The following is a 14,979-nucleotide window of genomic DNA, read 5'->3' as shown; positions in this document are numbered from 1 at the left end:
TTGAATAAATAAACATTCATCCTTTATCAAGGTGTTATTCTATCGATTTTGTTTGTTTTTAAATCGATTTTAAAATGATTTGAGGGCAGGCCTTGTAATGTTTTCTGAACTATTTTAGACCATAAAACAAGCTGTTCATTATTTGATTTTTCAAGCTGCTCACAAACCATTTTGTACTGTTTTAATCTTTTAGAACCTATATCTGGAACGGCCAATTCATCGGCATTTCTCAATCGGTAAAAATCAAAAATCATATCATAGCCTGTCCATGTTTCAAAATCCTGAATCGTTAAATCATTAGCTAATAATTGTTTCTCAATTTCTGAAGCACCTTTATTAATCAACAATAAATCCTTTCCAGAAAGCTTTGCTATATCGGCCAAAAATGCTACTGGAAAATCTTCGGGCAAAAAACGAAGCCTTGTCAATTCCTCTAAATGCCATTCTGTAAACTTTTTATAATCTGTTGCTTCCAAAATCTCTTTATTCCAAATTTTGGGGCTTTTTATTTGTTCTAAGTATGCATATTCTTCTTCATAAAAAGGAAATAAACTACTAAATTCTGGAACAGTACCAACAACCACTGTTTCTACCTCAACTTTTTCATTTGAATGTATGGTCAAAATTTTATAACTCGGCATATAAGCTGCCAGCGAAGGGGTTTGAATATTAAACAAAGTATTGCCTTGTGCTGTAGTACGCACGCCCGTATCATTAATATGCATGTGTCCACCAAAATGAATTTGAAGCCCAGCATCTGCAAAAGATTGTGCCACGGCTTCAACTGGTACTCTTTGCAATTGCATTTTATGGATTCCAAAAAAAGCTTTCATTTCCGTGGAAGCATCATCATTAAAATCGACCATAGGGTAATGACTAAAGGCAATCAATAGCTTCCCTTTTTCCTTGGCTTGAGCCGAAACTTTTTTCACCCAATCAATCAAATGGCTTTTATATAAAAGCACATTATCATAACCGATGCTTACCCCTGAAAAATCTTTAGGATTATCCTTTTCTCCCGATAATTTTTCAACAGGAACGTAAGCGTTGGCATCGATAGCCAACAACCAGATTCCTTTTACCGGTTCGACCAAATAACTCACATCTGGAAGAAACAGATTGGTGTTTTTAATGCTATACGTTCTTTTATCTAATGGCGCTACTATTAAAGCTTTATCATAAGTATAATCCTCATAAGCATAATTAGAAAAAGGGGTTTCCCAATAAAAGTATTTTTTTTGAGGAAAGAATCCGAAATCAGCCATTTCCTGTGTCATTTCCTTATAGCCCCAATTCTTGATATCGGAGGTAATAATGGGTTCCAATTCGTCTTCTTCAACCGTCAATTTAGCTCTTGAACTTGTAATGATTTGTTCTTTACCATCTTTTCCTAAAAAATCGATTTTGCTAGCGTCTTGGGAAAAAGGTCTTACCGCATCATGATTTCCTGTGGTAACAAAAAAAGACATACCATGCTTTTCTGTATATTCATTCAAAATGCGTTTCAAACCTCTTAAATGCACAGGTTGTCCATCATCACTAAAATCACCAGGCAACGCCACTATTTTTATTCCTTTTTTAGAAATATCTTCTAAGGCGGCTATAAACGCAAAATAATTTTCATTGAAAATTCGGGTAGATTGTAATTGCGAACCCATGGTTCTGATATTGGCATACTCACCCGTTACCGGATTTGGAATGCCTTTATAATCGATATCTTGAAATGTGCCAAAAATATCACTTAAATGCGCATCAGCTATAAAAACAATACGCTCATTTTTCTCAATGGCTTGCTGTTCTGTTTTACAGGAAACCAAAACAAGCAATAACAATAAATTAAAAAGACATTTTTGAAATCCCATGAATTATTTATTCTTTAAAAGTCTCTTTTGGAAACGCATAACTCGATTTCCATCCTCCCAAATCAATCAACACTTGATCTATCATGACACCTGAATCTACCATCCAAATTTTAAGTGTATGCTTTCCTGCCTTGTTGATAATTTGTTTCACCGATTGTACACTGGCATTTTTGAGCACATTTTGTTTCCAAGCTTCACTTCTACCAGAAGTTTGAAAATCAACAATAACGGGGGTTGCATCGTCTATAGCAACAGCACAACGCACGCCGCGCCCTTCATAATCTGCATGCGTAGGGATTGCTTGCACTCGAACGTCTGCTTCTCCGAAATTAAAGGTATAAAAATCATATTCCAGTAAAGGATTATTTTGCTGAATTAATTTTAAATCGGTTTCCGAATCGACACTTCTCGGCAATGCCGCAATGACCTTTCCCGTATAACCAACACCATCAAATACGTCCCATTGCGCTTGTTTTCCCGCTTTATTTCTTGTAAAATTTTCAGCATATATCGACACAAAACCTTTGTCCTCTATAAATCCTTCATAATTTTCCAATGCTTTAAATTTCGGATTGTAAACCGAAACTCCTATTGTTATCGTACTATCTTCTGAAATAAAATCAATGGCACTATTTACTTTATAACTTGGCGGGATCAACTGAAAATCATGCCCTAAAGGTGCTTCTTTTTTGTTCTCTCCTTGAGGCACTTTTTCCCAATCTATACTTACCCATAAGCGTTTTGTGAGATTTCCAGATTTACTATTCAATATCCCTTGATCATCGGAAATTTTAATCCAATCGGCTTTCGGGATAGCTTTCCATGTTACACTTCCTTCACCTTTTAAATACACATCAATAAAATAATGGCTATCGGTATACCTATTAAAAATGGGCAAAACATCAGCAAAACTATTAATGATTTTATGATTGACTTCCATTTCGTAACCTTCCAATGCCAAGCCTAAAGCCGCTTTCTCGTTTGGTTCAACAAAAACATAGGATGGTTTTGAAAATACAGGAAGAAACCTTGGTTCCATAGTCATAATATGATGCCATTTTCCTTGATGCAACGTTTCATTATAATATTGGGTTTCTTTTTGAATGCGATCAAAAGCATTGGCAGATTGCTCAGCATAATAATTGGCACTGATTTTACCTTGTTTGGCATCATAATCATTTTTGAAACTGTACAACCACTTTTGATTTATTTTTGAAGTGGCTATTACAGGATAATACACTAATTGATAAAAAGCATCTTTGCGATGAGTGGCAATATTAGGATATAATTTTTCCACTTTATCTTCAATGGATTGATAGGCTTTTATTCGCGTTTCAACTTCATCACCATAATGAAACTGAGTCAATTCCGTAACACCCGATTTTGTAATAGGCTCCACTTGGCTCCACGCCATAAACTCAGGACGTCTTATAAAGGCAAGACGATTATTTTCGAACATGACATCGGTGATTTCGGTTGCATGTTTGTTTCCAAACTCTCTTGCTGCCCAAGCATTCATGTGACTTTTGACCGCACAACTTTTTTCAAAAGCATCCATATCCCAAGTCATGTCTAAGAACAATTCGATATTGTATTCGTGTGGTTTGATGTCGCCACAATTGAGAATCCATAAATCACGGGACTGAAATTCATAGGCTTTTGACATTTCTTCCCACATTAAAACGGGGTTGGTGGAGTTTAACCATAAATAATCATGTGGACGCCCCCAATAGGATGTGTGATAATACACGCCTGCGCCTCCAGACCGTTTTTGTTCTTCGGGCTTACTAAACTGGCGCATATAACCGTAATTATCATCCGTCCAAACCAGTGTAATATCTTCTGGAAGCTGTAATCCTTCTTGATAATAGGTCAATACTTCTTTATAAGGAATAAAAGCTTGTGGTATCGCTTTCGGATCTTTTTTTAGTTCTTTCTTTAAAATCGCCCTTTGGTCGGCAATAATATTTTCTAATAATTTGACTTGTTTATCGGTATCATCTTCACCAACAATCATAGGCGAATCGTGTTCCCCTCGCATTCCTGTAGTGTACATGTTTTCAAATGGAGCAGCTTCTTTTACGCGTTTGGTAAACACGTTTTTTATAACCTCTGAATTGGTGTCATAACGATATTCACCCATAGTTTTATGGTTCCACTCGGTATTGATATTGCTCAACATAGGCTCGGCATGTGATGTGCCTACAACAATGGCATAATCATCTGCCACCTGTTTATTTTTGGGATAGGAATAAAATGGTTTAGTACTCGAATGCATGGCGGGCCAAATGGTATTGGCTCGTAAACGCAGCAACAATTCAAAAACTTTCGCATAGGTTTTTGGTCCCATATCGCCAGTTTCCGGTTCAAAATTTAATGCTGCCCAACGTTGCAATCCCCAATCTTCATCATTTAAAAACACGCCTCTGTATTTTACTGATGGCCCCTTATGTGTTTTGTTTTCAACAGAAATGACAATCTCATTTTTCTTTTCGGGTGTCACATCTGCCCACCATTCCCAAGGAGAAATCCCAATCATTCTAGAGATTTCAAGCAAACCGTAAGCGGTTCCTCGCCTATCTGCTCCCACGATTACTAAGGCTTGATGGACGCCCTTGAAGGGATTTTTAACGACTTGGATACTATAACGCTCCCATTTACCCTTGATCGAATCGATTTTTATTTTATTGGAGTGGATGAGTTGATCTATGAATTTATTCTTTCCAATGGTGCCAGCGAGAATGATATTAGAGCCTATGTTATTCGAAACTTTAATGGCTATGCCTGTACTGTTTTTTATATCATTTGCTAATATATTTGCAGCGATTTCAACGACTTTGGTATCTTTTTTATCAATAACAATTTGACATGATTCTACTTCATTAACAACTATAAAATCATGACTTTTTTGAGCATTCAAAATAGAAAATTGCAGTAAAATCAGTATCAGGAAACTATTTAGCTTAGTCATATTCAGAACCTATTTTTTGATTAAACCTTATCGACCAACAATTTCTGTAAGCGTAAAATTGATGCCTAATGGGTTTTTATCCACTTTACAAAGGAGTGGGAAATCAGGATTTTCTAAAATCCATAGTTCAGTATCATCAATTTGCGCGACTACATGTATAGTTTTTAGTGCTTTTCCATCAATAACTACAGGATTTTTTTCTTCACTTTTATCCCATACATACGTGGTATTATTATAAACAAATTGATTGTTTTTTAATAAATCTCGGTAAGCCGATTGCGAAATCATAAAAAACGTTTCCGTGGGTTTCAATACCAAAATGGGTGCATTTTCGCCCTGATTAAAACTCAATTCAGTGCCATTTTTAAATGCTTCTGGCATCGTTCTAATACTACTTTTTACGCCTCTTGTTTCTAGGTTTAGTACCAACGTATCCGAGGTCATTTCTGTGGTAAGCGTCAACGTTCTTGTTTGCCCATGTAGCTTACAGATATAATGCAAAGTCGTATTATTTTCAATCGATGGCACATTGTTTTGCGTCGTTCCTATTTGATAACTTACACAAAAAATAAAAGTTATAATTATATTTTTCATATTCCGATTATTTTGTTGGTGGTAACATAGTGGTTCCCCAAGATGATGGCTTTGATGCCATTTCTAAAATTAATTCGCCACCATTAACGATATCTTCGTGTAAAATCCATGCTTTGTTATAGGGCTCTCCGTTTAATGTCGCCGAATTGATATACTTCTTTTTATCACTCAGATTTTTAGTAGAAATCTTAAAAGATTTGCCTCCTTTTAATTGGAATGTGATTTCTTTAATCAAGGGTGTATTTATTAAATAATAAGGCTGCCCAGCATTGGGATACAATCCCATCATGTGAAAAGCCAACCAAGAAGACATGGCTCCAGAGTCGTCGTTACCCGGCAAACCTTTTGGTGAACTATTAAAATTATTTTTTATAATGGTATGTATTCTATCGCTACTTAAGTCTGGGCGACCAATCCAATGGTACATGGTAGGCGCTAAAAAAGAAGGTTCGTTTGACACATCATACAATTCCTTTTCAAAAAACGTATCCAATCTGTTTTTAAAAGCTAAATCTCCTCCAGACCTAGCAACAACTTCAGGAATATGATGAGGGATACTTAACGAATATTCCCAAGAAGTTCCTTCGTAAAAAAACACACACCAGTGGCAAACATACCAAGGAGATTCGGTAATTGTTGGTGTATATTTAAACGTTGGTTTCTGAATTTTTGACTCGCCAAAAACCACATCATCCAACCAATTTCCTGAAGCATCTTTGGGCATAATAAATCCTTTAGAACCATTATCTTCATAATCAGCTCTCCAAAGGTTTTTCCAATATTCCGACTGCTTGATATATCTATCATAAATAGCGGTATGGTTTAAACCCTTGGCTACTGTAGCAATATTGTAATCATTATAGGCATAATCTATAGTTCTATTTCCTGCACGGTCGATGCCATAAGGAATATATCCTAGGTTTAAATATTCATTCAATCCGCCACGTCCTTCTTTTTCTTCATTACCTCCCGGAAGCACTTCGGCGTCTTTAAGCATGGCTTTTAGTGCTAATTCATAATCAATACCTTTTAAATTTTTAACAAAGGCATCAGCAATTACTGTTTCAGCATTAGAGCCTCCTTGTGTACGTCCATTTTCGTTTCCACTTCTGCCCTCTGGCAAATAGCCATCACGCTTATAAATATTCAACATAGCATTAATAATCTCAACTTCCCTGTCTGGATCGATGATTGTGATTAACGGACTAGAGGTTCTAAATGTGTCCCAAATACAATAAAAATCATCGTAATAGGGTTCATCATTGGTCCATAAAGGGTTTTCCCCTGTTCTATCAACAGGCATGATCATGGTATGATATAAGCCTGTATAAAACATTTTTTTATAATCTTCTGAAGTATCTGGTGATATTGTGATACGGCTTAACAGTTGTTCCCATTTATTTTCTAAGGCTGATAAAACGCTATTAAAATTCCAATGCGGGATTTCTACTTCTATATTGTTTTTTGCTTTTAATGAACTTAAAAACGAGATGCCTATTTTAACATTAAGTTCTTGTTTGCCCTCTTTTCCAAAAGATAATAAAGCGCCTGTTTTTTTTCCAGAATCAAATTGAGCCGATGTATTGGAATAAAATTTTCCATCTTTCCAAGTCACGTATTTTGCAATGGGCTGATCAAAAACGGCCCAAAAATAAACGGTATAGGCACGACCATTATTCCAACCGCCTCTAATTCGGCTATAGCCTCTAACTTCTGTGTCTGAAACTATTTCGATTTGAGATCCCACAAATTGCTGAGCTTCTCTAGCATCTGGATCTGGTTCTTTTGGTTCTCCTAAGAAAAACCCGGGATCAATCTTTAAATCTTTAGTGACATATTTAGGATATGTGATGCGATAAAAAGACACTTTTTCTCCTGTGGTTATTTCTGTTTTTATTTGGTTTTCCTTAAAAACAGTTTCATAATATCCAAGTTTTACGTTTTCTTCCTGTCTAAATGAAGTTTGGTCAATCTTATTTAATTCCCCGGAAAATGGCATGATTTGAATGTTTCCGTATTTTGGTCCGCCGCCCGTACCACTCACATGTACTTGACTAAACCCTGTTACTTCCTTCGGCATGGGTAACCAACCACTATTCGGACTTACGGTACAATCCGGACTTGGTTTTACCATTCCGAACGGACATGAAGGTCCAATAAATACACGTCCGTCTCCTTCAGATCCAATCATAGGATCTACATACGTATGCAACTTATTTTGAGCATTACTCTGTATAACAAAGCATACTATTATTCCAACAATAAGTTGTTTAAGCTTTAATTTCATCTATTTAAAAGTTTTAATTGGCAACGATTTTAAAATTTATTCTATTATTGATTCGGTTTGCTAGACATTTCCAAGTACAACTCACCACCATTTGTAATGGCATCATGAGATATATTTAGTTGTCTTAATGGTTTATTATTCAGTTGTAAATTATTTATATAAATCTGCTCTGCACTATTATCAGGCGCCTTAATAACAAACGTTTTACCTGAATAATATTTTGGATGTAATTGTATGGTGACTTTATTAAAAATAGGACTTCCTATTTGATATTCCGGATGCTCTTCTGTACCTCCATTCATTTGAAACAAACCAATTTTAAGCAACACATTCAAGCTTCCCATTAAGCCTTGATCTTCATCGCCGTTATAGCCTGTGCTTGGAGACAAACCACTAAAAGTTTCTTTAATCACAGTCCTTGTCCAATATTGTGTCAATTCTGGTCTACCTAGTTGATTAAATATAAATGAGGTTTGTATAGAAGGTTGATTCCCAAAATTGATTGGAATTCGGCTATACTCAGGATGTAATTCGGCATCATGTGATGTTCCTGAAGTAAATTTTAACGCTTTGGCTGTTTCAAATTGCGTATTTAATTTTTCAACAGCTTTGTCTTTTCCGCTCATCAATGTTGCTAAACCATCGATATCATGTGGTACAAACCAAGTAGATTGCGCTGCATTTGACTCTATAAATCCATGTTCGTATTGATAAGGGTCAAAATTTTCAAACCATTTCCCTTCAACATTTTTAGGACGCATCCAACCTATATTGGTATCAAACACATGTTGATAATTTTTAGACCTGGCCATAAAATAATTGTAATCTTCTTCATGATGCAATTTCTTAGCCAATTGCGCCAATGTCCAATCCTGATAAGCATATTCCAATGTTTGACTAACACCGTCTTGATGACTTCCAAAATTGCCTTCTGGGAGTGGATATGGAACATAGCCTTTATCCATATAATGTGTTAAACCTCCCCCCTCATTAGTTGTGTGCTCGTAACCAGCTTTTCCCATAATACCATTGGGCATATGGTTTTTTTTGAGCGCTACATAAATAGATTCTAAATCCTCTTTTACGATTCCTTTTTGAATAGCACTTACTATAAATGGTGTTGATGAAGCTCCCGTCATTACAAACGTGTAATTCCCGCCCGATGGTCCACGTGGAATCATCCCTCCGTCTTTATAATATTGCATTAAAGAATACACAAACTCTTCCATAATCTCAGGATATACCAATCCCCAAAGCGTATTGATTGACCATTGCGCGCCCCAAAAAGCATCGGAATTATAATGATTAAATTGCGGTTTACCATCTTCTTTTAAAGGCAACTGCCCAATCCTAAACGTTTCACCAGTATTATCAGGATAAGCGCCATTAGCATCACTAATGATCCTACGTCCTTGTAAGGCATGCCACAAATCGGTATAAAAGCGCTTTTGTTCAGTATGTGTTCCTCCTTCTACTTGAATTCTAGACAACATAGTATTCCATTCGGCTTTAGAATCATCAACAACTTTATCAAAATCCCAATGAGGCAACTCTTGTTCCATATTATTGGCAGCATTCTCGCTTGAAGTATAGGATATCCCTACTTTCATCAATACTTTTTCATTAGATTCACCTAAATTGATTAAATAATTTCCTGTTAAAGCATCTTGTTTTATAGAAACAATTGGTTGATTGAGTATAATTTTAAAGTAAACTTTAAAAGGTTTTGGACGCCTATGTGTTGGTGTCATTACTAAGGAACCAGAAAGCTCTGTATCATTATTCTGTTCTAAAACCCCCTCTATATTTTCACATGGACCCAAAATAGTATTTAAATTAAAAAGAATGTCTTTTTCCGCAGACTCTGGAAATGTATATCTATGAAAACTGACTCTTTTTGTACTGGTTAATTCAGCTGTTATTTGGTATCTATCCAATACCAGTGAGTGATATCCAGGAGTTACTTTTTCGGTTTCATGGCTGAATTTAGAATAAAAGTCGGTAAATATTGAGGTGTTATCCGATTTGCTTATTACGACAGGCATAACAGAAATTCCAGATAGTTGCCAAGCATGAATATGACTGAAACCTTTTATTGTATCCGTATTGTAGCGATACCCAGTTCCCCAATCGCCTCCAATTTGCGTGTCTGGACTTAAATTAACCATTCCAAAAGGGCGGCTGGCAGATGAAAAGAAAAACCATCTTGAATTTTCAGTATCTAAAAAAGGATATACTTTATCTACTAATGGTTCTTTTTTAAATGAATTATTTTTTTGAACAGTACATGATGCTATAAGAATAAGAAAAAAAAATATTCTTATATTTCTATATATAAAAATTCTACTCATATTTAATATAATCTGTTTAAAATCCCTCATAACTATTTATCGATAAGGGACGTTTGGTATGAAATATTAAAAATATAGGCAGGAAAAAATCTCCTGCCTATTTAAATTAACTACTTAATAAAACCTCTTTGAAATCTCCTTATTAATAATTAGGATTTTGTACGATGCTACCTCCAGTGGCATCAATTTCAGATTGAGGTATAGGTCTTAAAAGATGTTTTGTAGTAAGTACATTATTTAAAGCAGCATGTGGGTTATGTAATAAAGTTCTCTCTATTAACTTTCCAGTTCTTTTTAAATCCATCCATCTATTTACTTCTCCTGTTAACTCTCTTGCTCTTTCATCTAAGATAAAATCTATATCTACATCACCTGGGTCTACCGCAGTTGTTAACCCCGATCTTGAACGTAGTTCTGTAAGACGCAATGCTGCATCATTAGTATTACTTAACTGTAAATAAGCTTCAGCTGCAATTAAGTATGCTTCACCACTTCTCATCATAACCATATCTCTCTCTCCTTGCGAAGATTGATCAGGTTGAGTAAAAGGAACATCTGGATCATCAAACTTTTTAAACATAGGAAAATGAGTATTTGTTATACCATCACTTTGAAAATAGGTTCCTGGATTTATTACTTTATAAGGTTTAGTAGCAATAACTACCGGAGACCATGCCGTTTTAGGAAAATATATAGCTGTATCCCCTGCAACTACATTAACTGGCAAACCACCTACAGTAGCTGTATAATCTTCTGTAGCATAAATAACTCTTGCGAAAGTAGCCTCTGCTCTTTCATCGTTATCATCGAAAAGCGAATAGTAAAAAGGTGTTGGCATACCACTTAAACCTTGTACCGTTTTCTCTAAACCTGGATAATCATAAAATCTAAACTTATATAACATGTGTTTTGAATTTCCCCAACCTCGACTTACAGAATTGTTTCCAAACAAATAAGAAAAAATCACTTCTGAATTTCTTTGATTATTTATACTTACTAATTGAGCAAACGAAGGAACTAAATTATGATTACTAATAACTGTCTCGGCTAAAGAAACGGCATCAGTAAAGTCTGTTGAAGGGCCAAACGATTTATAACCCCTTGTTAACAATACTTTAGACAAAAGGTGTCTTACAGCATCTTTATATACTCTACCATAAGCAGATGGACTAACTGGAACTGCGTCTAATGCATCTTGAAGATCTTGTACTATTTGTGTATAGACAGCCTCTTCAGTATCACGAGTATAATTAACATCACCTGTAGTAACTGGATTTAAAATTAGAGGAACTCCACCATAATTCTCAACTAAACTAAAGTATGACCAAGCTCTAAAAAATTTAGATTCCCCAATTCCAAGAAATTTTTCACTTTCTGTAAGACCTTCGATTTTATCTGCATTATCTATAGCCACATTAGCTGCTGCTATAATACTATATTGATTATTCCAAAATACGCCAACTGCCCAAGTAAACGAGTTCATGTTCACATAATCGTTTATCTCATCTGTTCCTTGAATTGGCGATCTTCTTGTTACAATATCTGTACCTAAATCTTCTAAAGCATAATACAAATCAGAAGTATAATGTGTTGTGGTTTCTCTAGCTCTTTCATATACTGAAGCAACTAATTGATCAAAAGTTTCTGAATCAGAATTTGCGGTCTCAACAGTTAAAGAAGACTTATTTTCTTCCTCCAAATAACTATCGCAACTAGTACTAAATATACCTGCTGTAAGTAGTACTGCAATTATTTTATAATTAATATATTTCATTTTCTATAAATTTTATTTAACAAATAATTAAAAGTTTAAACTAAGACCTAACATGTATGTACGTGCCATGTATGATGCGCCCCAAGAATTCCTGCCTGCACTTTCAGGATCCCATCCATCATATTTTGTAATGATGAATGGATTTTGTACTGTTGTATATATTCTTAAACTTTCAATTTTAAGCTTATCCATAATAGGAGTTGGAAAGCTGTAACCCAATGTCATGTATCCAACTTTTGTGAAAGAAACATCTTTATATTTAATAGTATGTTGATACTGTCCACCATTACCAGGTTGATACCAATCGTTTGTTGGATTATTAGGAGTCCAATAATCTACCTTGTAAGCATTAAAAAGCCTTGAAGGATCACTATCCCAAGGAAAAGATAAATTACTATGGAAGTTACTATTTACCTTATTTCCTTGGCTTGTACTAACAAAAAATGTAAAGTCAAAGTTTTTGTAATTCATTGTACTAGTAACACCACCAGTCCACTTAGGTGTAATCTGTCCTACAACCTTTCTATCTGCACTAGCCGTAATTTGTCCATCGTTATTTAAATCTTTTACTCTAACCTGACCAGGAGTTTGTCCATACACTGCAGCTTCATCAACTTCATCAAGTTGCCAAATTCCATCAAGTTCATAATCATAAATTGCCCCAATGGGTTCTCCTACTCTATGAATAAGGTTGGTGCCAGACACATTAAATATGATATCGCTTCCATTTAACTTATCGATAGTATTCTTGTTTGAAGCGAAATTAAAATTAGTCGTCCATTTAAAATCTCCTTTGTCAATATTTACAGTATTCAATGCAATTTCAACTCCTTTATTAGTTGACTCTCCTATGTTATCGTAAATACCTGAAAACCCTGTAACTGATGGTAAGCTTTTAAAAAATATAATATCTGTATTTTTTCTATTATATATATCAATAGAACCATTTATTTTATTATTTAAAAGACCAAAATCAAAACCAATGTTTACCTCACTTGTTTTTTCCCAAGTAAGATCTTCATTTGCTATATCAGTTACAAACAAAGATGGCACAGCAGCATCACCTAAATTTGTAGCACTACTACCTAATAAGGATTGAGATCTTAAAGGTCCTAATCCTCCTCCTTGTCCATTGTTTCCTGTTTGCCCATAACTTAATCTTAGTTTAGCATTAGAAAATATTTCTTGTGACTGCATGAATTTTTCGTCCATCATTTTCCATGCAAATGCTGCGGATGGGAAAAAAGCCCATTTATTCTTATCTGAAAGTATTGATGAGCCATCATACCTTCCTGTTATAGTAAATAAATACTTATCCATTAAAGTATAATTTAATCTTGCCGTATATGATTCGAGTGTTTGCTTAGAAAAATCACCAGAAACTTCTCTAATATCAAGTCCTGCATCTAAATTATAAAAAGAATAATTATCAGTAGTAAAATTTCTAACTTGGTTGTAATAACCTTCTGAACGCTCCATGAATCTTGAAATTACACCAGTAAAATCAATTAAGTGTATACCCTTAGTAAATTTATAGTTTAAAATGTTATCCCAAGAATATGAAAAATAGTTAAAATTATTTACCTGGGCTCTTCTGTTTACTGGATTGCCAGTAACACTTTTTGAATAAAGTCCACGATACTCACCATATCTAGTATATTTAATGTTTGGTGAGAATTTAGTAGTTAAAGTTAATCCTTCCATAGGCTTAACGCGTAATGCTATATCACCAATGTATTGTAAATATTTAGTCTCTTTAGTTTCTCCAGTTGGCTCAAATAATGGATTGGTAATTTGAGTTTCTTTCTCTGTTGGAAAAAATCTTAATGACCCATCATCATTGTATGGTCTTCCAATAGGCTTTAACCTGTATGCACTTCTAAATCCTTCCCAGCTACTTGAATTTTGTATTGCATTAGTTATATAGTTACTCACACTTATGTTCAACCATTTATTAAGGTCACTACTTAAACTTCCTCTAATATTATATCTTTCGAAAATCTCTCCACCAAGTGTTCCCTCATCCTGAGTATACGCAAGACCTGTTGCATATTTAGTATTATCATTTCCGCCACTCATATTAATGGTATGATTTGTTTGGAAACCATTCTGTAATGCAAGATCAACCCAATTTGTATTTACCCCATCTGCAATATTTTGCAATTCTTCGGCATCTAAATAATCTGACAATACAACATCATTTCTTGTATAACTTAAGTTGCCTGAAGCAAACTGGTTACCAACTACAACATCCTTAAGATATTCAACATATCCTGGCCCATCTTGAATAGATGGTAAATGATATGCTTGTTTGAATCCTACATAATTGCTATAATTAACTCTTAGTTTCCCTTTTTTACCTCGCTTAGTTTCTATAATCACCACACCATTACTACCTCTAGATCCATAAATAGCCGTGGCAGAAGCATCTTTAAGAATATCCATTCTATCAATATCTGATGGGTTTAAAAATGATATATCATCCACAAAAATTCCATCTACAATAAAAAGTGGATTTTGCCCAGGATTAAAACCTCCTTGATCTGCAGTTTGATTAGAGTTAATGGTACTGGCTCCACGTATACGAATATTAAAGCCACCGGCTCCTGGTTTGTTATCTGTACGTTGAATAACCACGCCCGCAGCTTGTCCTTGTAATGCAGAAATAGCATCAACTTTGTTTGTTTTTTCTAATTGCTTAGAATCCATTGATGCAATAGAACCTGTTAAATCACTTCTCTTTGCCGTACCATAACCTATAATAAGTACCTCATCAAGTTTAGCACTATCTTCTTGTAATGTTACATTTAAAGTAGATTGACCATTATAAGTTACTTCTAAGGTTTTGTAGCCCAAATAAGAAAACACAAATATATCTCCCTTAGATGCCTTGATGGAAAAAATACCATCAAAATCTGTGGCAGCTCCTACCGAAGTGCCTTTAATACTAACATTAGCTCCTGCTACAGGAACATTATTTGCATCTGACACAACACCAGATACTTCATCTTGCGCCCATGAATTAAATGAGAAGCCTATAAAAAAGGCTAATAATAAAAGTTTTAGTTTTTCCATATTATAATTGTTTGATTATTTTTAGTTATGCTAAACTATTGTTAAGGATCTGTTAAGTAATGGAC

At 34.8% G+C, this 14,979-nt stretch carries 7 protein-coding genes; all 7 read right to left on the bottom strand.

Translation table 11 applies throughout. The annotated features are described in order from the left end of the window. Nucleotides 1–26 precede the first annotated feature (26 nt). Entirely contained in the window at nt 27–1,862 is a 1,836-nt protein-coding gene (locus tag CSW08_RS02325) for a metallophosphoesterase family protein (protein ID WP_106658295.1), read from the bottom strand. 7 nt (nt 1,863–1,869) lie between these two features. Beyond that, nucleotides 1,870–4,833 carry a glycosyl hydrolase 115 family protein gene (locus tag CSW08_RS02320; protein ID WP_106658294.1) on the bottom strand — a complete coding sequence of 988 codons (2,964 nt, stop codon included), beginning with the start codon at nt 4,831–4,833 and terminating at the stop codon, nt 1,870–1,872. Between the two features lie 27 nt (nt 4,834–4,860). Next, on the bottom strand, nt 4,861–5,427 hold the full coding sequence (locus CSW08_RS02315) for a hypothetical protein (RefSeq protein WP_106658293.1): 567 nt from the start codon (nt 5,425–5,427) through the stop codon (nt 4,861–4,863). 7 nt (nt 5,428–5,434) lie between these two features. Continuing rightward, nucleotides 5,435–7,714, bottom strand: a complete 2,280-nt coding sequence (locus CSW08_RS02310; RefSeq protein WP_106658292.1) for a GH92 family glycosyl hydrolase — start codon at nt 7,712–7,714, stop codon at nt 5,435–5,437. A 44-nt stretch (nt 7,715–7,758) separates the two neighbouring features. Beyond that, entirely contained in the window at nt 7,759–10,065 is a 2,307-nt protein-coding gene (locus tag CSW08_RS02305) for a GH92 family glycosyl hydrolase (protein ID WP_106658291.1), read from the bottom strand. A gap of 142 nt (nt 10,066–10,207) precedes the next feature. Next, nucleotides 10,208–11,839, bottom strand: coding sequence for a RagB/SusD family nutrient uptake outer membrane protein (locus tag CSW08_RS02300; protein ID WP_106658290.1), 1,632 nt, complete (start codon nt 11,837–11,839; stop codon nt 10,208–10,210). Between the two features lie 27 nt (nt 11,840–11,866). Continuing rightward, a complete protein-coding gene (locus tag CSW08_RS02295) occupies nt 11,867–14,914 on the bottom strand; it encodes a SusC/RagA family TonB-linked outer membrane protein (protein WP_106658289.1) in 3,048 nt (1,015 codons plus the stop codon). Nucleotides 14,915–14,979 lie beyond the last annotated feature (65 nt).

The sequence above is a fragment of the Confluentibacter flavum genome (assembly GCF_002843175.1).
GTDB classification, from domain to species: Bacteria; Bacteroidota; Bacteroidia; order Flavobacteriales; family Flavobacteriaceae; genus Confluentibacter; species Confluentibacter flavum.
The sequence above is the reverse complement of the archived record's forward strand: the minus strand, read 5'-3'. Positions and strand labels throughout refer to the sequence as shown.